We start from the raw sequence: 20967 nt of genomic DNA, 5'->3' as shown, positions 1-20967 counted from the left end.
CGTCCCCTCCGGGTCGGCGGGCTTTCTCCATGTTAACCAGGAGATCGCTGTGACCGTAGAGGTTCCGATGCCCGAACCGGTTTCGATTCGGGTACGGCTGGACATCAGCTACGACGGCACCGATTTCACCGGCTGGGCGCGTCAGCCCGGCCTGCGCACCGTGCAGGGGGTGCTGGAGGAGGCGCTGAGCAAGGTGCAGCGCGAGCCGATTCAGCTGACCGTGGCCGGGCGCACCGACGCCGGGGTGCACGCGGAAGGGCAAGTGGCGCACTTCGATACGCACACCGAGGTGGACGGACCCAAGCTGGTGCACCGCCTGGCCCGCTTCCTCCCGAAGGACGTGCGAGTCAAGCAGGCCCGGCTCGCGCCGCCCGAATTCGACGCGCGCTTCTCCGCGATTCGCCGCCACTACGCCTACCGCCTGACCACCGCTCCCTACGGCGCGGAACCGCTCCAGGCCCGCAGCGTCGTCCCCGTCCGCCCCGGCCTCGACGTGGACGCCATGCGTGAAGCCTCCCGAAACCTGTTGGGACTGCACGATTTCGCGGCGTTCTGCCGCCGCCGCGAGGGCGCGACCACCATCCGCGAACTCCAGCGCTTCGACTGGGCCCAGGACGGCGACCTCCTCACCGCCTACGTGAGCGCCGACGCCTTCTGCTGGTCCATGGTCCGCAGCCTCGTCGGCGGCGTCCTCGCGGTCGGCGAGGGCCGCCGCACCCCCGCCTGGATCGCCGGTTTGCTGAACGAACGCGAACGCTCCAGCTCCGTTACCGTGGCCCCCGCCCACGGCCTCTCCCTCATCGCCGTCGACTACCCCGCCGACGCCGACCTCGCCACCCGCAACGCCCAAACCCGCGAACTCCGCACCGCCCCCACCCCCGAAGGCTGCTGCGGCGACTGACCGCCCACTGCTGCCGCCCGCCTCGCGTTTCGCCCGAACGCGTTCGAATACGCCTCAGGGGCGCGAAGTTTCGGCCGCGGTGGTCTACCCACATCGCACCGGTCCGAATCTGATTTTCCGGGGTCAACTCGAATCCGCTTCCGATCCTCACACGGTTGGATCGTGCGGAGCCTGGCGATGGTGTCGTGGGTGGTGGGAATGCGATAGGCGGGGGTGATTGCGGATGACGATGCAATTGAAAGGGCATGTCCTTGATGGGGATTCAATGCGCAAGTTGCGGGCAATCGGGAAATTCGGGCGGGTGGGTGAAAGTTGGATGTTGTTAAGGGAATTGGGGGTTCGGGGTGGGGGTGGGGTGCGAGAATCGGGCGATGAGGGGCGGCGCCACGCCTGCGGTGGTGGAGGTTCGATCCATGCCGGAGGTTTCGCAGCAGGAGACATTCGAGGAGTGGGAAGCCGTGGTCGCCGCGGCCTACGTGCCACTGGTGGTGACTCCGGTGCGGGCGGGGGAGTTTCGGGCGCGAATCGTGCAGTCGAGGTTCGACGGCATCGACGTCTCGACGGTGACCGCCAGCGGTCAGCATTTGAGCCGGATCCCGCGGCTGATTCACGAACCCGAGGAAGCGATCCTGTTCGCCAGCGTGACCACGCACGGGCACGGCTGGCTCGAACAGGACGGCCGGGTGGGCGAACTGGCCGACGGCGGGCTCACGCTGCACGTGAGTTCGCGCCCGTTCAGCGCGCATTTCGAGCAGTCCTGGGGCGTGGTGGCGGTCCAGGTGCCACTCTCGGAGGTGGTGGTGGCCTCCGGCGTTCCGGCGGACCGGGTGCCCACGGCCGTACGGTTTCCCCCCGAGGGCGCGGCCGGAATCGTGGGCCGGTTCTTCTGTGGCCTGGCGCAATTGCAGTACACCGCACCGGATCAGGCGGCGGAACTGGCCCGGCACGGCACCGGACTGCTGGCCTCGGTGGTGCAGCTGGCGGCGGGTGACCTCCCGCGCGACGAACCCGCGCACGCCCTCGCCAAGCAGCAGGCGCTCGGCTACATCCAGAGTCATTACGCCGACCCGGATCTCACCATCGATCAGGTGGCCAGTGCGTGCGCGGTCTCCCGCCGCACCCTGTATCGCATGTTCGAGCACGGCGAGGACGGCGTGGCGGCCATGCTGCGGCGCATGCGGGTCGAGCGGGCGCTCGCGCTCATCCGCACCGATCCCACCCGCCCGCTGCTGTCGGTGGCGCGCGCCTCGGGCTTCGTGTCCGAGCGCCAGTTCTATCGGGCCTTCAAACGCGAAACCGGTATGACCCCTGGCGAATTCCGATCGCGTCATGCCTGATCAGAGGGTGAAAAGGGGGTGACCCGAATTGGCAGTCATCTGGCACGGGCGGGCAGTCACAGCGCGCGCGGAGATCGCAATACTGAGACACGCGCCGCCCGGTCGCCGCCTCGAGCCGCCGACGACCGGGCGTGCGGCCTCTTCCTTCGCCGTGTGATCGGCACCCTCGTTCATGAGCATCCGGCGCGAAAAATCCGGGCAAATGGTCTGTTTCGTCGCATCCGTCGGCTTCATTCGCAGTTTGCCAGCGGCCAGGTAATGGAATGATGGCGGTGTGGGTATCGCGTCCACTGCCAGCGCCGAAGTATCGACCACCTCCGAGGTATCCGCGCGGCAGGCATTCGAACAGTGGGAGGCGATCGTCGCCGACGCCGTCCTGCCGTCGATCATCGAACCGCTCGGCAAGGGCCACTGGCACGGCAAGGTCCGCAGCACCCAGGTCGATCGCACCAGCCTGACCCTGATGACGGCCAGCGCGCAGCGCCTGGTCCGCACCAAGCGCCAGCTCGAGCAGGCCGGAGCGGACTTCCTGCTGGTGAATATTGTTGTGGAGGGGGCGAACTGGACCGAGCAGAACGGTCGGCTCGCCGAGGGCGGGGCCGGGACCATCGCCTTCTACGACAGCGCCCGCCCGATCGAGAGCCGCACCACCGAGAACTCGGTGTCCACCATCGTGCGCGCGCCCATGTCGGCGGTGCTCGAACACGCCGGGCTCCTACGCGACGAACTACCGATTGCCAAGGCGATGCCGACCACCGGTGCCATGGGGGTGGTGGCGGACTTCTTCCGGGGCATGGCCGTGCTGCCGGTCAACGAAACCGACCGTGCGGCAAACGTACTGGAATCTCAGGTCACCTCCATGCTCTCCTCGGCGGTGCTGCTGGCCAATGGGCAGAGCTCGCCCGCCCCGGCCGATTCGGTGTACACCCGCCAGCAGGTGCTGGCGGTGCTGCGCAAGCGCTACACCGATCCGGACCTCACCGTCGACGAGGTGGCGCACGCCTGCCTGGTCTCGCGCCGCACGCTCTACCGGGTCTGCGAGGACATCGGCGGCCCCGCGGCCCTGGTGCGCCGCATGCGGGTCGAACACGCCCGCAGACTCCTGCGCGCCGATCCGAATCGGCCGCTCTCGGCGATTGCCGCGGCCTCCGGGTTCGCCACCGATAGGCATTTCTACCGGGCATTTCGGCAGGAAACCGGCGTGACGCCCGGCCAATTCCGGTCCCAACTGGACGCAGGCACACGCGGTCGGTAGCTCGGCACGGTATGTCGCTGTTAGCGGCACGCGTTCGGCGAAGGGTGATTGCACAGATCATCCGATCCGTCGAAGGAGCCGAGGTGCCTACCAAGGTGCGAGTCGCAGCCGTCCAGGCCGAGCCGCGGTGGTTGGATCTGCGCGCCGGTGTCGCGCAGGCCATCGACCTGATCGAGGACGCGGCCGCGGGCGGTGCGCAGTTGGTGGCGTTCCCGGAGACCTTCCTGCCCGGCTACCCGTGGTGGCTGTGGCTGGATTCGGTGAGCTGGGGTCAGGGCTTCTTCGCGCGGTATCGCACCAACTCGATGACGGTGGGCCGCACCGAGTTCCGCCGCATCGCCGATGCCGCGCGACGGCATCGCATTCATGTGCTGCTGGGGTTCAGCGAACGCTGTGGCAGCGCGCTCTACATGTCGCAGTGCCTCATCGACGACCGAGGGGTGCTGCTCGGAGTCCGTCGCAAGCCCGAGCTGACGCCGCTGGAACACAAGATCTTCCGATGCGGTGAGCCCGGCGAGTCGCAGGTGTTCCGTACCGGCATCGGCCGCATCGCGGTGCAGGGCGGCTCCGAGCAGTTGCATCTCCCGGCGCGGCGCGAGCTGGAGCTCACGGGGGCGCAGATCCACGTGGTGTCCTGGCCGGGCTTCATCGTGGCGCGCGACGTGGATTGGGGTGTGCGCGTGAACAATGCGGCCACGCTCTGGTACGCGGTGGTCGGGCAGCTGAACGTGATCGCGGCGTGCTCGGTGATGGACGTGGCGGGCAGTGAGAGCCGCCGCGGCAGCGAGCCCGCCAAGCAGCTGGTGCGCGGGCCGGGCGGGCACGCGCGCATCTTCGCGCCGGGCGGTGAGGAATTGGCGTCGCCGCTGAGCGGGCACGAACAGGGTTTGCTGTACGCGGATCTGGAGCTGGACCTCAGCTTCGAGTCGGCGGCGTAGTGGTACAAGGCGTACCGATTCGTGCATTGGCTCCCTATGGCTCGATCTGACACACTCTCCCCACGTATTCGGCCGTCCGTGAGGCCGAGCATTGTCATCGAGGACGGGGAGTGGACGCGTCAGGAGCGGTCAATCGCATCGAGGTGCGATCCGGACCGGAGCAGCCGTCGGCGGAGGCATTCGAGCGTTGGGAAGCCCAGGTGAACGCCGCGTATGTGCCGCTGGCCGTGGCTCCAAAACCGACTGGTCGTTTTCATGGTTATATCGAGCATGCGCGATACGACGAACTAGATCTGTCCGTGATCGGTTCCACGCCGCAGGTCATTGCGCGTACCGCGCCGCTGATCAGTCGCACCAGTGATGAGTACCTGCTGGCCAGCATTCCGACCGTGGGCGTGGCGCGACTGCATCAGGACGGCCGGATCGCCGATGTCGGACCGGGGGGAATTGCGTTCTACGACAGCACCCGTCCCTATCACTGGGATGCGCAGGGGGAGTTCGAACAGGTCGTCGTGCAGGTGCCGCTGAGTCGATTGCGTGAACGCTACGGCGTGGAGAATCGGGAGATTCCCACGGCGACAATATTTTCCAGCGATACCGCGCCGGGAATCGTAGCCCAATTCTTTCGGGGCGTGGCGGGATTGCAGCGCACCGACCCCACCGGGGCGGCATTGCTGGCCGATCCGGGAATGGATCTGCTGGCCGCCGCCGTGGTCGCCGCATCGGGGCGCACCCCGCGTGACCAGTCCGCGGACGCGCTGAATCGGCAACGGGTGCTGGCGTTCATGCGCAACAATTGCTCCGATCCCGATCTCGGAGTGGATCGAATCGCCGAAGGCTGCCGAATGTCGCGGCGTACGCTCTACCGGGTGTTCGGCGAGTTCGAGGGCGGGCCCGGAACCGTGTTGCGGCGCATGCGAATCGAACGTGCTTGCGATCTGTTGCGGAATGCGCCACAGTTGCCGCTATCGGCGGTGGCGAAAGCGTCGGGATTCCTTACCGAGCGTAGTTTCTACCGAAGCTTCCGGTTGGAAATGGGGACAACTCCCGGGGCATTTCGCGCATTGGCATGATCAGTCGGTGATTCGGCACTCATCGCCATTGTTCGGTCGGAAAGTCTTGGCAAGCATCACGTTCCATGAGGGATAAGCGATGAGGATTACGGTGCGAGTCGCCGCCGTCCAGGCCGAACCCAGCTGGCTGCGGCTGTCCGACGGCGTCGAGCAGGTCGTCGAACTGATCGAAACGGCAGCCACGCGCGGTGCCCGGTTGATCGCATTCCCGGAGGCGTTTCTCCCGGGATATCCGTGGTGGCGCTGGATCGATACCAATCAGTGGAATGTCGAGTATTCGACTCGCTGCCGCGAGAATTCGATGACTCGGGATGGCGCGGAAATGCGGGCCATCACCGAAACCGCTGCCGCGCACGGCATTCACGTCGTGCTCGGATTCGGTGAGCGGCAGGACCGGCGAATCTATCTGTCACAGGCCGTGATCGACGATTCCGGCGAGTTGCTGTCGGTACGCCGCAAGGCCGGGTTGAACAGCGTGGAACGCAAGATATTCGCCTCGGGAACTCCGAACCTGCCCGCCGTGCATCACACCCCGATCGGAAAGTACGGCGCGCTCTCGGGGCAGGAGAATCAGCGCCCGCTGCTCACGCGCGCGCTGCGGGCCGACGAGGAACAGATTCACGTGGCCGCTTGGCCCGCCAATCCCGAAGGTGATGTGCCCGGCCCGGATTCGAGCGCCACGGTCTGCCGCATGTACGCCCTGGAGGTCGGCGCGTACGTGCTCGCGCCCACCGCAGTGGTCGGCGAAGCCGCATGGGGCGGCATGCCCCGCCCGCGTACCACCGGACCGACCGGTCGTGCCCGCATCTACGGTGCCGACGGCTCCGAAGTGGTGGCCTCCCTCGACGAGGGCGAGCAAGGAATCCTCTACGCCGACTTGGAAATCGGCGCAGCCACCGCCGACCAGCCGCAATACGAATCCCCCCGCGACCGCAAGTCGCTCGTCTCCACCCGCCGCAATTCCCGCCGCGCCGCCACCGGCTGGCAATCCGGCCCCGACCGCTGGGCCCTCCCCATGACCCTCGGCACCTACCCCAACGGCACCGCCGCCTGCTGAGCGACCACCCTCGCAAAACCGACTAAGCCAAACGGTTCAGGCGAGCCGCTGGGAGTGCGGGGCTGGGGCGGGTAAGGGGTTTCAGGGGAAGCCCCTGAGAGTTACGAGAGTTGTCAGCTCCGGACCAGGCGGGCGATGGCGTCGGTGGCCTCTTTGATTTTGGCTTCGGCTTCGGGGCCGCCTGCGACGGCGGCGTCGACCACGCAGTGGCTGATGTGGTCTTCGAGCAGGCCCATGGCGACGGCCTGGAGGGCCTTGGTCATGGCGGAGACCTGGGTGAGGATGTCGATGCAGTACTTTTCTTCTTCGACCATGCGTTGCAGGCCGCGGGCCTGGCCCTCGATGCGGCGCAGGCGCTTGAGGTAGTCGTCCTTGGCGGTGATGTAGCCGTGGGTGGCGTGGTCGTGGCAGGACTGGTCGGCGGTGGTCTCTGCGGCGGCGGTCTTGTCGGTGGTCACCTGCGCTGTCCTCACTCCCGGGGTGGTAATACCCCCCTAGGGTACATGGTTTGCCCTGGTACTACCACTCATGCGCGCATGCGCAAGAATCGTGCCATGAGTTCGGATCCACGGGCATCGCTCGCCATTATCGGAGGCAGCGGGTTCTACGACTTCTTCGGCGATGATGCCGTCACCGTCGAGGTCGAGACCCCCTTCGGCGCGCCCAGCGCGCCCATCACCATCGGTCAGGTGGAGGGGCGCGCGGTGGCGTTCCTGCCGCGGCACGGCCGCAAGCACGAGTTCTCCCCGCACACCGTGCCGTATCGCGCGAACATGTGGGCGCTGCGCTCGCTGGGCGTGCGCCGCATCTTCGGCCCGTGCGCGGTGGGCAGCCTGCGCGCCGACTGGGGGCCGGGCACCGTGGCCGTGCCGGACCAGTTGGTGGACCGCACCTCCGGCCGCACCCAGACCTTCTACGACACGGGCGGCGTGCACGTCTCCTTCGCCGACCCGTACTGCGACGAGCTGCGTTCGGCCGCAATCGCTTCCGTCGGCGACGAGCTGCCCTCGCACGACTACGGCACCATGGTCGTGGTGGAGGGCCCGCGCTTCTCCACCCGCGCCGAGAGCCGCTGGTTCGCCGGACAGGGCTGGGAGCTGGTCAATATGACCGGGCACCCGGAGGCCGTGCTCGCCCGCGAGCTCGAAATGTGCTACTCCGCAATCGCTCTGGTCACCGACCTGGACGCCGGGCTGGAGTCCGGCGAGGGCGTCAGCGCCGCCGCCGTCTTCGCCGAGTTCGAGCGCAACCTGGTGCCCTTCAAGGCCCTGGTCCGCCGCGCCGTCGCCGCCGTCGAGGGCGACGACACCTGCGACAAGTGCCGCGTCCTCACCGGCACCGGCGTGCAGTTGCCCTTCGAACTGCCGTAAGCTCCCCCGCCTCCCCGGGACTTCAGCGGACGGCTGAGAGCCGTCGGCGTCGGCAACCCGTGCCGCCGGTTGGGTGCCGAACCGATTTTGGGCGTACCCGGGGAGTTACCCCGGTCGGCACGAAATCAGTTGTCGCGTGAGATTCGAGGATGAGATTTCCCACTCGAGCGACCGGGGCACTTCGTTGTGCCCCGCGGTGCGTCGTTGCACCTGCTCGCGGCGGCATCCCGAGATTGTGTAGATCGCCCGGAATGTCCATCACCCAATAGGTATTCGGGTTACGGACTGCGCTGGAGGTGAGCGGTCGGCGGCGGTCGAATAGGCTGGGAGCATGAAGGCGGGCGAACCTGGGGCCCTGCGCGTACTGCTCACCGGCGCGGCGGGGTATCTGGGTTCGCATGTGCATCGGGCCCTGCTGGCCGCCGGTCACGATGTGATCGCCATCGATGCGCTGCTCACCACCGTGCACGGCCCGGATCCGGTGCTGCCCGAGGATGTTTCCCGCGTCGATCTGCGTGATCCCGACGCGTTGGAGCCCTTGCTCGAGGATGTCGACGTCGTCTGCCACCTGGCCGCCGCGGTACCCGTGCCGCAGCTGCGCGATCCGGGTCGGCCGCCGCCGTCGAGCGGTCTGAATCCGGCCCTGCAGCAGCATCTTCCCGCGGCCCGGCGGCCTCGCGACGAAGCCTCGACCCCGGCGCGCGGCGTGGCCGAGACCGCCGCGGGTGACGGGCACGGGGCGGGCCCCTGTGTGCGCGGGTCCGGAGCCGGTCGGCCGGACCCGGAGGCGGGGCGGAGGGCGGCCGAGCGGCAGCGCCGGGCGGGGGAGCGGCTGCGGTTCGGGGCCGAAGGAATGCGGTCGGCGGCGCTGTACGCCACGCACAACGACGCGGGGACGGCGACGCTACTGGCCGCGATGGAGCAGGCGTCGGTGCCGCGGCTGGTACTGGGATCGTCGGTGGCCGTCTACGGCGAGGGGCGCTATCGCGGCCAGCACAGCGGGCCGTTCTATCCCGGCCTGCGGCGACGGAACGATCTGGACCGGGGCATGTACGACCACCGCGCGCCCCGATCGGGGGAGGTGCTCACCTGGGAGCCGATGCTCGAGGACGCGCCCCTGCGACCCCGAAGCGCCTACGCGGCAAGCAAAGTCGCCCAGGAACACTACGCGCTGGCCTGGGTGGCCAATACCGGCGGGGATGCCGCGGTGCTGAGATACCACCATCTGTACGGCGATCCGGTGGCCGACGGGCGGCACGTGCGCTCGGCGGAATCCGGTGTGGTGGCGCGGTTCCGGTCCGAACTGCGAGCGGGTAGGCAACTTCGCGTCTTCGAAGACGGCGGGCAGGTAAGGGATTTCGTGCACGTCCGGGACGCGGCGGTGGCGACCGTGGCGGCGGTCGAGCGGCCGCTGGCCGGATTTGTGCCCTTGAATATCGCCTCGGGGCGTCCGCTCACCCTGTGGGAGGTGGCCGCCACGATGGCCAAGGCCGTGGACGCGCCGAGCCCGCTGGTCACCGGCCAGTGCCGGATCACCGACATTCGGCACCTGGTGGCGAATCCGGAACGGGCGCGGCACGCCCTGGATTTCACCGCGCGCACCCTGCCCGCCCAAGGGCTGGCGGATTATGCCGCGCGCGGGGTCGGACGGCGCTGAGGCGCAGCCGATAGGCTCGCGGGCATGGACACTCCGCTTCGGCACGAGGTCACACCGCTTCGGCTCGAGGTCATTGTCGCCAGTGTGCGGCCCAAGCGGTTCGCGCCCGTGGTCGCCGACTGGTTTCTGCGGCAGGCCCGCGCCGACGGCTCGTTCGAGGTGGGGGTCATCGATCTGATCGACACGCCGCTGCCGCTGGATCTGACCGAGAACGACGAGGTGCGGGCGTATCAGCAGCGCATCGATGCCGCCGACGCCTTCGTCGCGGTGACCTCCGAGTACAACCACGGCTATCCGGCCTCGCTGAAGACCGCGTTCGACAGCGTGAAACGCGAATGGCGCGGCAAGGCCATCGGATTCGTCAGCTACGGGGGGCTCTCCGGAGGCCTGCGCGCCGTCGAACAGCTGCGGCAGGTGGTGGCCGAGATCCACATGGTCTCGATCCGCGAGACCGTCAGCTTCCACGAAGCCAAGCGCAAATTCGATGCCGACGGGGAGACCCACGACGGCGCGGCCATCGATGCCTCTGCCCGCATGCTGCGCCAATTGGCCTGGTGGGCAACGGCTCTGCGCGCGGCGCGGACGGCGGAGCCGTATCCGGGAAGCTGATGGCGGGGTGGGGTCAGCGCGCGAAACTAGCTGCCGCGCGGGGATTTCCGATGTAGGTGGACTCGCGGGGGATGGAGACCAGGGTCAGGGCGACCTCGGTGATGCCGGTGCGCAGGATGATTCGGTTCCCGGCCGCGCCCGGCTGGTGGATGGACAGGTCCGGTTTGGTGCCGGGCCAGCCGAGCGGGTCGCCGGTGAGATAGATCGTGGTGACGCCCGCGTGCGGCGCGGGGGCGAGCACGCCGTCGACGATGGTGGCGGTGAAATCGGCGTCGGATTGGTGGGTTTCGGCGGCGACGGTGAGCCGTTCCGGATTGCCGATGGTGGTTACCAGCTGATGCCAGGCGTGCGGGCGGTCGGTGCGAATGAGAATGCGTTCGCCGACCGCCAGGGCCCGGAAGATCAGCTGCTGGGCGAGATAGAGTTCGCCCGCCACATAGACACTCGAAATGCCCTGGCCGACAAGCCGAATGGCCACCCCATTGCCGTCCTCGTCGGAACCGAGCAGCTGCCCGCAGCCCGCCGACGGCAGCTGCAGGGCCGCGATGTCGGCGATATCGCGCACCTCGGTGGGTACGGTGTCGTCGAGTCCCGGAACCGCGAACGGCAGATGCGCCAGCAGACCCTCGCGGTGACGGCCGTTCATGGAGATCATGTGCTGCTGCACCGGCTCCTCGGGCAACTCCCGGGCGGTGAGCCGCCAGGCCGCGCCGATGCGCACGGTGTCGGCGCTGCGGCCCGGCCGCAATCGCACGGCCACGGTGGTGCCGCGCGAGGCCGGAACCCACAGCCGGGCGAGCAATTCGGAGGCCAGCTGCTCGGGATCCACGGCCGCGCCGATGTTCACGCTGTTGCCGAGTTCGGCATAGCGCCAATGTTGGGTCAGCTCACCGGGATCCACGCCCGCGGTGACCTGCAGCGCCGCCTGCCGGATCTCGGGCGCGGTGAGCAATCGGGCCGCGCAGTCGGCGTCCTCCAGGGTGCGCACGATGCGCTGGGTGGCAATGGTGACCGCCCGGCACGCGCCTTCGAGCCCGCCGCCCCGCCGGGCCGCGGCATCGGGGCAGGTGAGCGGGTCGAAGGCAATGGCCAGCCACACCGTCCGGTGCGCGGTGGCGGGCAGCGGGCCGAGCAGCGATTCGTAGATCGCGCCCGCGGGCGTGCCGGAGCGGCTGCGGTAGCCATGCGAGACGATATCGATGCCGGACAGCAGAATGTCGTGCTGGCTCAGGCTTTTCGCGAGTTCGGGCAGCGGCAGCAGGTGGGTCGAGCGCACGGTGGCGCGGTCGAGCCGGGTCAGCCCGCCCTTGGGCGCGAGCAACTCGACGACGGCCACCACCCGGCTGCCGTCGCGGTAGAGGCCGAGCGAGCGGCCGTCGGGGGCACGGAAGTCGATGATGTCGGTGGGCGGGTGCGCGCGGCGGGCGCGGAAGCGGCCCCGGGTGGCGATCCAGTCGGAAACTGTGCGTTTGCCCAGCGGCAGCAAAAGAACCAGACCGACCACTATGCCGAGGGCGAGCGCGCCCCACCAGACCAGACCGCACACCATGGCGAAGACCAGAACGACCAGTCCGGCAACCTGGGCCCACACCAGGTTGGCGAAGGAGATCCGACCGAGCAACGGCCGCCCCGGCGTCGCCTCGGAATCGATCGTCATCGGCGTCCCCAGCTTCCCGATTTCGTCCGCGCGAGGCGGTCGAATGCGAATGAAGGTCCAGGTCACTGTACTGTGTTCGGCGAACGCAACGACCTCCCGGGACTTGGATGCCTTCGAAACCCACGACCCGATGGCAGGTGAGCGGCTACCGCTTCCTGGTCCGTCGCATGGAGCACGCCCTGGTCCGCAGGGACGTGCGAATGCTGCACGATCCCATGCGCTCACAGTCCCGCGCCATGACCGCCGGACTGATTCTCGCGTGTGTCGCGCTGGCGGGTTGCGGAGTATTGGCTCTGCTGCGGCCGCAGGACAAGATCGGGTCCAACAAGATCCTCATCGGCAAGGACACCGGCGCGGTGTACGTGGTGCTCGACAATGTGGTGCACCCGGCGCTGAACATCGCCTCGGCGCGGCTGGCCGCGGGCGATGCCGCCAAGCCCGCCACGGTGAAGGAATCCGAGCTGGCCAAGAAGCCGCGCGGGCAGCTGATCGGCATTCCGGGCGCGCCCGCCTCGCTGAACTTCACCGGCGGCGACGGCCGCACCTGGACGGTGTGCGACGCGCTGTCCAACGACGGCAGTCGCACCCTCACCACCTCGGTGCTGGTCGGGGATCTGACCTTGGCGGACAAGGCCTCCGCGCTGCCCTCGGGCAAGGCGCTGCTGGTGCAGGGCAAGAACAACACCTATCTGATCTACGACAACGAGCGCGCCCAGATCGATCTGAACGACCGCGCCGTGGTCGACGCCCTCGACCTGCGCGGCCAGACCCCGCGCCCGATCAGCGAGGGCCTGCTCAATGCCATTCCCGAGGTGCTGCCCCTGGTGGCCCCGCGCATCGAGAACGCCGGGGCCGCACCGGGTTACCCGATGGGCGACCACAAGATCGGCGATGTGGTGCAGGTGCGCACCGACGGCAAGTACTACGTGGTGCTCGCCGACGGCCTGCAGCCGGTATCGCCGCTGACCGCCGACATCATTCGCAATGCCTACCGGTCCGCGGCCCCCGACGACCACATCGCGCAGGCCGACCGCACCGGCGCGCCGGTGTCCTCCGCCCTGCAGGTGTCGAAGTATCCGGACGCGGCCCCGACGCTGGTGGACGGCAAGGACCAGCCCATCGACTGCCTGTCCTGGCAGCCGCTGAGCTCGGCCGACACCTCCGACGGCAGCAAGCACGCCGAGCTGACCGTGCTCACCGGGCACGCCGTCCCGATTCCCGACCGCGCCAAGCTGGTTCCGCTCGCCCAGGCCGACGGCAATGGGCCGAATGTGGACAGCTTCTATATGAAGCCGGGCGCGGGGGCGTACGTGCAGTCGACGGGCATCGAGCCCGACAGCCAGCGCCACGACAGCCTGTTCTTCGTCTCCGACTACGGCGTCCGCTTCGGCATCAAGAATCTCGACGCCGCCAAGGCGCTGGGCATGGACCCGGAGAAGGTGCGGCCGGAACCCGCGCCCTGGCCGATTCTCGGATTGCTCGCGCCCGGACCGACTTTGAGCCGGGAGGCCGCCATGGTCGCCCACGACGGCGTGGCCCCGGATCCCAGCCCGGCCAAGGAGCCGGTGAAAACCCAAGCGCCCAGCGCGAACTGAGCCTCAGTCGTCCGCCTCGTGCGCGCCGAACCTGCGGCGCAGTGGGAATGAGGCGAGGAAGCCGAGGAGCAGGAGTATGGAGACGATGCCCGTGCCGATCAGGGCCACGTTGCGTGGCGTGTTGTTCGGTGCGGCAGGCGGTTTGGGCAAGGGTAGCTGTTGATCCCGGGCGGCGGCGGGGAGCTTGGGCGGGAGCTCGGCCGGTACCTGGGCGGTGAGTGCCGCGACGGGATCGACTGTGCCGTAACCGATATAGGGATTCCAGCCCTCGCCCGGGGCGTGCGCGGTGGCCTCGATGCGTTTGATCACGTCGGCGGCGCGCATGTCCGGGAAGCGGGAGCGCACGAGCGCGGCCACGCCGGAGACCTGCGGTGCGGCGAAACTCGTTCCGCTGTAAGGAACCACCTGGCCTTGATTGGTGACCTTGGCGGTGGTGAGCCCGGTATTGCGGGGGTCCAGGGAGATGATGTTCTCGCCCGGCGCGGCCACACCCACCCACGGCCCGGGCACGGTGAACTTGGAGGGCTGGCCGAAGGCGTCCACCGAACCCACCGACAGCACGTAGGCGTCCCACCAGGCCGGGACCACATACGACGAGACCCGATTCCACGGATCCTCGTACGGGTGCAACGGATCCAGGCCCGGATTGCTCGCCTTGCAGGTGTCGGTATTGCCCGCGGACGCCACGATGACCACGTCCTTCACGTTGGCCGCGTACTGTACGGCCGCGCCCAGCGCACCCATGTCCGAGCTGGTGGGTTCGCTGGTGGGGCAGGCGACCAGCGAGATATTGATGACCCGCGCCCCCGCGTCGGCGGCGCGCCGCACGGCCGAGGCCAGTGCGGAGATCTTGCCGTAGCCGTCGGGCATGTCGTCGGGGCCCTTCTCCCGGCCCGCGCCCTTGGTCTGATATAGCGCACTGGTCTGGCGAATGGTCATGATCCGCGCCTCGGGTGCCACCCCGGCGAACCCCTGCCCGTCCATCTGCGTGGCTGCGATCAGGCCCGCCACGATGGTGCCGTGCGCATCGCAGTCCTCGGTGCCATCCCCACCCGCCGCGACGTAATCGCCGCCCGGAATGAGGCCCGGCAGGCGGGGATGCGGTGACACGCCGGTATCGATGACCGCCACCAATTGGCCTGCGCCACGGGAGAATTGCCAGGCGTCGGGGAGATCCAGGGTGCGCTGCGTCGGCGGAATGGTCGGCCCGTCACCACCGGCCTGGGTGCTGAAGCACGGCGAATTGGCCGGATGCTCGGTCTCGGTGGGGGGCACCGCGGGACCGCCCGGCGGCAGTAGGCCCGCATCGATGGGCGGCGGCCGGTCGGCGGCGGCCGTGCCCGGTTGGGCACCGAGTCCTAGCGAAACACTCAGTGCGAGCACGGATATGGCGGTCGCCGTGCGGGTTCCGCGGGCTCTCACAGTCCGCGGACCAGCGTGTAGAGGTCGGTCACCCAGAAGGCCAGCGGCACCACGGCGGCCACGAACGCGTACTCCAGCAACTCCACCGCGCGACGCATGGGCGGCGTCGCCTGCTGGCGGGGAACCAGGATGCCCAGCACCAGCGCCGCCGCGAAAAGCAGCAGTGCCACACCGAAAATCGTGAGCGGCTGCCGCTGGGTGAGGGCCGCGCCGATGAGCACCAGCAGCACGATCGCGGTGCCGCCGACAATGAGCACCACGGCCTGTTCCGCGCCCGCGTAGGTGCGGCTGCGGAACAGGAGCACGACCGCGCACACCAGCGCGAACGCCAAACCCGGCCAGTAGGGGCTGTCGGCGGTCGGGTCCACGGCGGTGACCGCACCGGCCACGACCACCACGGTCGTGGCCGCGACCAGCCCGGCCAGATAGTGGCGTGCGCGTTCGGATTTCAGGCGCAGCGCCTCCATGGTGGGCAGCGCGCGGTGATCGTCCGGATCGTCCTCGGTCGGATCGATCGGGGTGCCCGGGGCCGGGACGGGCGGCAGCGGCAGCTTGGCCAGCAGCATGGAAAGCCTTGGGGCCAGCGACAATCCGGCCAGACCCAGGGCCGCGACACCGCCGCCGATGGCGTGGGCGGACACATCGGTGAGCAGACCGACCAGCGCGGCCGGAATCGCGTAGACCGCCACCGTGGTCGCGCCGATGAACAGGCCCGGGCCGACGCCGCTCACCCGCCACACCAGAATCGCTGTCGCACCGGTCAAGACCGCGCCGAGCAGCGCATTGGCCCAGCCGTAATGGCTCGGCACGTACAGCATGCCCGCGCTGAAGGCGGTCGGCAGCGTACAGCCGCCCAGCACCAGCGCGCTGGCGTGATCGTGGTACATGCGGGCGATCACCATGCTCGCGGTGACCAGCAGCAGTGTCACGAAGGTGGCCACGATGCCGCTCACCCAGCCCGGAATCGCGGTGGGCGCGGCCAGCAGGCCGAAGCAGCCGGTCAGCATGATGGCCACGGCCAGCACCGATCCGGTGAGCCGGGCCGTGCGCGGCGTCCAGCCCTTGAAGTGGTCGGCGTCGGCGATCGCGACGTTGTACATGATGTCGTCGAACAGCGGTGTGGGCGCGATGTGCTCGGCGCTCTCCAGCATGAGCAACTCCCCGTCCCGCACGCCCTGCTCGGACAGGCTCAGGGAGTTGGAGAAGGGCGGCTGGCCGATGCGGGCCAGCACCCACTCGTGCGGCTCGAACTGTTCGCCGTCGGTGTCGAAGTCATTGGCCCGATTGTGCTGATCGACCATGTCGACCACGCTCGGAATGACCAGCGCCACCGGCACATCGACGGGAATGGCCATATCGACCTGGGTGTGCTTGGCCAGAATGGTGACGCGCGCCAGATCGGGCGCGCGGACGGTGCCCGCCGCGTGGGGGCGGAGTGCGTCGAAATGGTCCGTACGCGAGTGCGTCACGCCCGCACTGTACGGCATGATGGTTGCCGTCCGTACACTGAGACCGCGTATCCAACGGATTCGATGGGTGATTTTTCACTGATGAGCACCGTTCGGTTCCAGCGCCGTCCCCGCCGGGAGATGCCCCGCTCGCCCGGTGGCGAGGTGACCCTGCAGCCCCCGCCGGAGATACCGCGGGCGGTTCCGGCCAACCTCTTCCAGAAGCTCATGCCCGTCGTGATGGGTGTGGGCATGCTCGGCATGGTGGCGCTCATGATCACCTCCGGCAACGGCCTGGCGTCCAATCCGATGAGCCTCATGTTCCCGATGATGATGGTGTTTTCCATGGTCGGGATGTACGCGGGACAGGGCGGCAAGGGGCAGCGGGCGGCCGAGGCCAATGAGGACCGCAAGGACTATCTGCGCTATCTCGATCAGGTCCGGCGCGATGTGGAGGAGACGGCCGCGCAGCAGCGGGCGGCCGTCGAATGGAGTCATCCCGAGCCCGGACTGATCTGGATGCTGGCGGGGACCACCCGGATGTGGGAGCGGCGGCCGGGGGACAAGGACTTCTGCCACGCCCGCATCGGGCTCGGTAGCCAGAGGCTTGCTACGAGACTGGTCGCCCCGGAAACTGGGCCCGTCGAGGAGCTCGAACCCATTGCGGCGGTCTCGCTGCGCCGGTTCGTGCGCACCCATTCCACGGTTCCGGATCTGCCCACCGCCATCGCCATCAAGGGCTTCGCCAGCGTCCAGCTCACCGGCGACCGGGCACAGGCCCGCGAGATGACCCGGGCCATGCTGCTGCAGCTGGCCATGTTCCAGGGCCCGGACCACGTGCTGATCGCCGTGGTCTGCGGACCCGACACCGCGCGCGAATGGGAATGGACCAAATGGTTGCCGCACACCCAGCATCCGGACTCGCAGGACGGGGTGGGCAGCGGGCGCATGGTGTACGGGTCCATTCGGGAGGCGCACAGTGATCTGAATCCATTGCTGTACAACCGGGTTCGATACTCGCGTAATCAACCACCCAATCCGAACCTGACCCAGATCGTGCTGGTGGTGGACGGCGGGCTGCTCGAGGCCGAGGAAGATCCCTTGCGGGAGACCGGATTCGAGGGTGTCACCGTCATCGATCTGTGTGGTTACGCGCCCCGGCTGGCTGCCTCGCGGGGCATTCAGATGGTGGTGGAGAACGGGGAATGCGCCGGGCGCGGAGCGTCCGGGGTCATGGAGCGCTTCGCGGTCATCGACCGGATCACCGCCAAGGAGGCCGAGCAGGCGGCGCGGCGGCTCGCGCCGTATCGGGCCGCGGCCCCGCGCACCGCCGAGGCGACCGGCGAAGAGGGCGAGGTCATTTCGAGCTGGTCGCAGCTGTTGTCGCTGGGTGATATCGGGTCGTTCACGCCCGAGACCGCGTGGAAGCCGCGTTATGGTCGGGAACGGCTGCGGGTGCCGTTCGGTGTCGGGGCCGACGGGCTGCCGGTGGTGCTCGATATCAAGGAGGCGGCCGAGGGCGGCATGGGTCCGCACGGGCTGTGCATCGGCGCGACCGGTTCGGGTAAGTCGGAATTCCTTCGGACGCTGGTGCTTTCGCTCATTGCCACGCACTCGCCGGATCAGCTCAACTTCGTGCTGGTGGACTTCAAGGGTGGCGCGACCTTCCTCGGGCTCGAGGGCGTGGCGCATGTCGCGGCCATCATCACCAACCTCGAGGAGGAGGCCGACCTCGTCGATCGCATGCGTGACGCGCTGGCCGGTGAGATGAACCGCCGCCAGGAACTGCTGCGCGCGGCGGGCAATTTCGCCAATGTCTCCGAATACGAGAAGGCGCGGGCCGCGGGCGCGGATTTAGACCCCATGCCCGCGCTGTTCGTGGTGCTCGACGAGTTCTCCGAATTGCTGTCGCAGCACCCGGATTTCGCGGAACTGTTCACCATGATCGGCCGTCTCGGGCGGTCCCTGCACGTGCATCTGCTGCTGGCCTCGCAGCGGCTCGAGGAGGGACGACTCAAGGGGCTGGAGAGCCACCTGTCCTATCGGATCGGGTTGAAGACGTTCTCCGCCAATGAATCCCGTCAGGTGCTGGGTGTTCCGGACGCGTACAACCTGCCGAACAATCCCGGCGGCGGGTATCTGAAATCGGACTCGGGGGAGATTCAGCGGTTCCAGTCGGCCTATGTCTCCGGGCCCTATCTCGGCGGCGGCTCGTATCGCGAGGTCACGGTGACCTCGCAGTCGGTCGAGGTCGAGACGGTCGCGCGGCCGTTCACCGCCGGACACGTGGAATTCCGTGCCTCCGACCGGATTCCGCCGCCCGCGCTGCCGGAGCTTATCGAGGAGCCCGCGGAGGCGGAGCAGATCTCGAATCTGCAGATGCTGGTGTCGCGGGTGCGGGGGCACGGCCGTCCCGCCCACGAGATCTGGCTGCCGCCCCTCGGCGAGCCGCCCACGCTGGACGAACTGCTGCCGCGCTCGATTCTCACCGGCGACTGGAATCCCGTTGCGGCACTGCGGGCCCCGATCGGCATTGTCGACCGGCCCTACGATCAGCGGCGCGATCCCATGGTGGTGGACCTGTCCGGATCGCGCGGCAATGCCGCGGTGGTCGGCGGACCGCAGTCCGGCAAGTCGACGGCCCTGCGCGCGCTGGTCATGGCGATGTCCTTGACGCACACCGCCGAACAGGTGCAGTTCTATCTGCTGGACTTCGGTGGCGGCACCATGGTCGGGCTGGAGGGGCTGCCGCATGTCGGCGCGGTCGCCAGCCGCATGGAAGAGGACAAGGTGCGGCGCACCGTGGCCGAGATGGTCGGCATCGTGCGACGGCGCGAGGCGAGTTTCCGGCAGTTGGGCGTCGAATCCATGGCCGAGTTCCGGCGATTGCGGGCCAGCGAGGCGGGCGGCGACACCGCCGCGGGCGTGCGGGAGGACCCGTTCGGCGATGTCTTCCTGGTGATCGATGGCTACGGCGCGTTCCGGCAGGAGTTCGAGCTGCTGGAGCAGACCGTCATGAACCTTGCGGTGCAAGGGCTTTCGTACGGCGTCCATGTGGTGATGTCGCTCAATCGGTGGGCCGAGGCGCGGCCCGCGCTCAAGGATCAGATCGGCACGCGGATCGAACTGCGGCTCGGCGATCCGATGGACTCGGATCTGGGCCGCAAGTTCGCGGCGCTGGTTCCCATGGGGCGTCCCGGACGCGGCATGACCGCCGACGGACTGCACATGCTGACGGCCCTGCCGCGCGTGGACGGCAATTCGGATCCGTCGAGCCTGGGAACCGGTGTGGCGCAGGCCGTCTCATCGATCGCGCACTTCACCCCCGGTCGCCCGGCCCCGCGCGTGCGCATGCTGCCGGAACGACTGCCGCGAGAAGAGCTGTTGCGCATGGCAAGTGACTGGCCGTCGGAGGTGGACCCTGCCAAGCCGTGCCTGAGCTTCCCGCTCGGTATCAACGAATCCGCCCTGGCCCCGGTCTATCTGGACCTGGCAGTCAGCCAACACTTCGTCATCATCGGCGACTCCGAAAGCGGCAAGACCACCGTGCTGCGTTCCCTGGTCCAGTCCATTTGCGCGTCCAACACCTCCGACCAGGCCCGCATCATCATGGGCGACTACCGCCGCACCATGCTCGGCACCGTCCCCCAGGGCTACCTCGCGGGCTACGGCACCACCGCGCCGCAGTTCACCCAGAACATGGCGGACCTGGCCGCCTACGTCACCCAGCGCATGCCCGGCCCCGACGTCACCCCGCAACAGCTCAAGGACCGTTCCTGGTGGCGCGGCCCCGAGCTCTACGTCATCGTCGACGACTACGACCTGGTCGCCAATGCCAGCGGCAACCCCTTGCACGCCATGGTCGACCACCTCGCCCACGCCCGCGACCTCGGCTTCCACGTCATTCTGGCCCGCCGCTCCGGCGGCGCGGGCCGAGCCATGTACGAGGCCACCCTGAACCGGTTGAAGGAACTCAACTCCGCTTCCCTGGTCATGAGCTGCAGCCGCGACGAGGGCGTCCTCTTCGGCAACACCCGCCCCTCCCTCATGCCCCCGGGCCGCGGCACCTACGCCACCCGCGCCAGCGAGGAACTCATCCAAACCGGCTGGATGCCCCCCGCCGACACGTGAATACGAGCGGGCCCCGGCACACCGCCGGGGCCCGCCCGCTATGAAGTTCTCCCCACGAAGGGGGTTCTTCGAATGCCAACGTGTGAACTGGTTTCGTGCCGCGGTGCCGGGTACGCCCAAGATAGTTTCGGCACCAGACCGCAAGCACGGATGCGAGACGGTCGACGGCACTTAGCCGCCCGCTAAAGTCCCGGGGAGGCGGGGGAGCTCCTAGAACAGGCCCGCGAGGGCGGTGTCCTTGGCCTGGAGTTCGGCGTTGCCGGTGCGGACCAGGGTGGCCGCGCCATCGAGGGTGGTGTTGAGCTGGAGGACGTGCTGGTTCCACATGCGCTGGAGGTCGGCGAACGCGTCGTTGGCGTCACCCTTCCAGTTGTTCTGGACGAACTCCTCGACGCTGCGGTGGAACGCCTCGAGCTGGTCGCGAATGACCTCCGCGCGGCGGATGATCGAGTTCGCGCCGTCGGCGACGCCTTCGAAATGGGCGGAGATGATCTGGCCGTCGATTGCTGCCATGGTG

General features: G+C 68.5%; 16 protein-coding genes. 11 read left to right on the top strand and 5 right to left on the bottom strand.

Features of this window, described 5'->3' with window-relative positions:
• Window positions 1–67: 67 nt before the first annotated feature.
• The 6 genes from truA to VMT40_RS01395 all read left to right on the top strand — a co-directional run bounded on the left by truA (window position 68) and on the right by VMT40_RS01395 (window position 6561).
• A complete protein-coding gene (gene truA, locus VMT40_RS01420; RefSeq protein WP_326357159.1) occupies window positions 68–901 on the top strand; it encodes a tRNA pseudouridine(38-40) synthase TruA in 834 nt (277 codons plus the stop codon).
• Window positions 902–1314: 413 nt separating this feature from the next.
• Complete coding sequence (locus tag VMT40_RS01415; RefSeq protein ID WP_326356167.1) at window positions 1315–2238, top strand: helix-turn-helix domain-containing protein; 924 nt, start codon at window positions 1315–1317, stop codon at window positions 2236–2238.
• A gap of 274 nt (window positions 2239–2512) precedes the next feature.
• The gene (locus tag VMT40_RS01410; protein ID WP_326356166.1) at window positions 2513–3493 is read left to right on the top strand and encodes an AraC family transcriptional regulator; all 981 of its coding nucleotides are present in this window, start codon (window positions 2513–2515) and stop codon (window positions 3491–3493) included.
• An 83-nt stretch (window positions 3494–3576) separates the two neighbouring features.
• Window positions 3577–4431, top strand: a complete 855-nt coding sequence (locus VMT40_RS01405; protein ID WP_326356165.1) for a nitrilase-related carbon-nitrogen hydrolase — start codon at window positions 3577–3579, stop codon at window positions 4429–4431.
• A 110-nt stretch (window positions 4432–4541) separates the two neighbouring features.
• Entirely contained in the window at window positions 4542–5504 is a 963-nt protein-coding gene (locus VMT40_RS01400) for a helix-turn-helix domain-containing protein (protein WP_326356164.1), read from the top strand.
• Window positions 5505–5583: 79 nt separating this feature from the next.
• Window positions 5584–6561, top strand: a complete 978-nt coding sequence (locus VMT40_RS01395; protein ID WP_326356163.1) for a nitrilase-related carbon-nitrogen hydrolase — start codon at window positions 5584–5586, stop codon at window positions 6559–6561.
• A 113-nt stretch (window positions 6562–6674) separates the two neighbouring features.
• Here VMT40_RS01395 and VMT40_RS01390 read toward each other — a convergent pair whose 3' ends face one another.
• Window positions 6675–7019, bottom strand: coding sequence for a metal-sensitive transcriptional regulator (locus tag VMT40_RS01390; protein ID WP_326309462.1), 345 nt, complete (start codon window positions 7017–7019; stop codon window positions 6675–6677).
• Between the two features lie 96 nt (window positions 7020–7115).
• Between VMT40_RS01390 and VMT40_RS01385 the strand changes: the two genes are divergently transcribed.
• The 3 genes from VMT40_RS01385 to VMT40_RS01375 all read left to right on the top strand — a co-directional run bounded on the left by VMT40_RS01385 (window position 7116) and on the right by VMT40_RS01375 (window position 10197).
• The gene (locus VMT40_RS01385) at window positions 7116–7931 is read left to right on the top strand and encodes an S-methyl-5'-thioadenosine phosphorylase (RefSeq protein WP_326356162.1); all 816 of its coding nucleotides are present in this window, start codon (window positions 7116–7118) and stop codon (window positions 7929–7931) included.
• 355 nt (window positions 7932–8286) lie between these two features.
• Window positions 8287–9588, top strand: a complete 1302-nt coding sequence (locus tag VMT40_RS01380; RefSeq protein WP_326357158.1) for an NAD-dependent epimerase/dehydratase family protein — start codon at window positions 8287–8289, stop codon at window positions 9586–9588.
• Between the two features lie 24 nt (window positions 9589–9612).
• On the top strand, window positions 9613–10197 hold the full coding sequence (locus VMT40_RS01375) for an NADPH-dependent FMN reductase (protein ID WP_326356161.1): 585 nt from the start codon (window positions 9613–9615) through the stop codon (window positions 10195–10197).
• 13 nt (window positions 10198–10210) lie between these two features.
• On the opposite strand, the gene eccE is transcribed toward VMT40_RS01375, so the two are convergent.
• Entirely contained in the window at window positions 10211–11854 is a 1644-nt protein-coding gene (gene eccE / locus VMT40_RS01370; protein ID WP_326356160.1) for a type VII secretion protein EccE, read from the bottom strand.
• Between the two features lie 107 nt (window positions 11855–11961).
• Between eccE and eccB the strand changes: the two genes are divergently transcribed.
• A complete protein-coding gene (gene eccB, locus VMT40_RS01365; RefSeq protein WP_326356159.1) occupies window positions 11962–13449 on the top strand; it encodes a type VII secretion protein EccB in 1488 nt (495 codons plus the stop codon).
• Window positions 13450–13452: 3 nt separating this feature from the next.
• Here eccB and mycP read toward each other — a convergent pair whose 3' ends face one another.
• Window positions 13453–14823, bottom strand: coding sequence for a type VII secretion-associated serine protease mycosin (mycP, locus tag VMT40_RS01360; RefSeq protein WP_442789918.1), 1371 nt, complete (start codon window positions 14821–14823; stop codon window positions 13453–13455).
• Window positions 14824–14867: 44 nt separating this feature from the next.
• On the bottom strand, window positions 14868–16340 hold the full coding sequence (gene eccD, locus VMT40_RS01355) for a type VII secretion integral membrane protein EccD (RefSeq protein WP_326356157.1): 1473 nt from the start codon (window positions 16338–16340) through the stop codon (window positions 14868–14870).
• Between the two features lie 81 nt (window positions 16341–16421).
• On the opposite strand from eccD, the gene eccCa reads away from it, so the two are divergent.
• Window positions 16422–20450, top strand: coding sequence for a type VII secretion protein EccCa (gene eccCa / locus VMT40_RS01350; RefSeq protein WP_326356156.1), 4029 nt, complete (start codon window positions 16422–16424; stop codon window positions 20448–20450).
• A 210-nt stretch (window positions 20451–20660) separates the two neighbouring features.
• Here the strand turns inward: eccCa and VMT40_RS01345 are convergent, their stop codons facing one another.
• Complete coding sequence (locus VMT40_RS01345; RefSeq protein WP_326356155.1) at window positions 20661–20963, bottom strand: WXG100 family type VII secretion target; 303 nt, start codon at window positions 20961–20963, stop codon at window positions 20661–20663.
• Window positions 20964–20967 lie beyond the last annotated feature (4 nt).

This window comes from Nocardia sp. CDC160, assembly GCF_035818795.1.
Classification (GTDB): Bacteria; Actinomycetota; Actinomycetes; order Mycobacteriales; family Mycobacteriaceae; genus Nocardia.
This window is presented reverse-complemented; position numbering and strand designations above follow the sequence as displayed.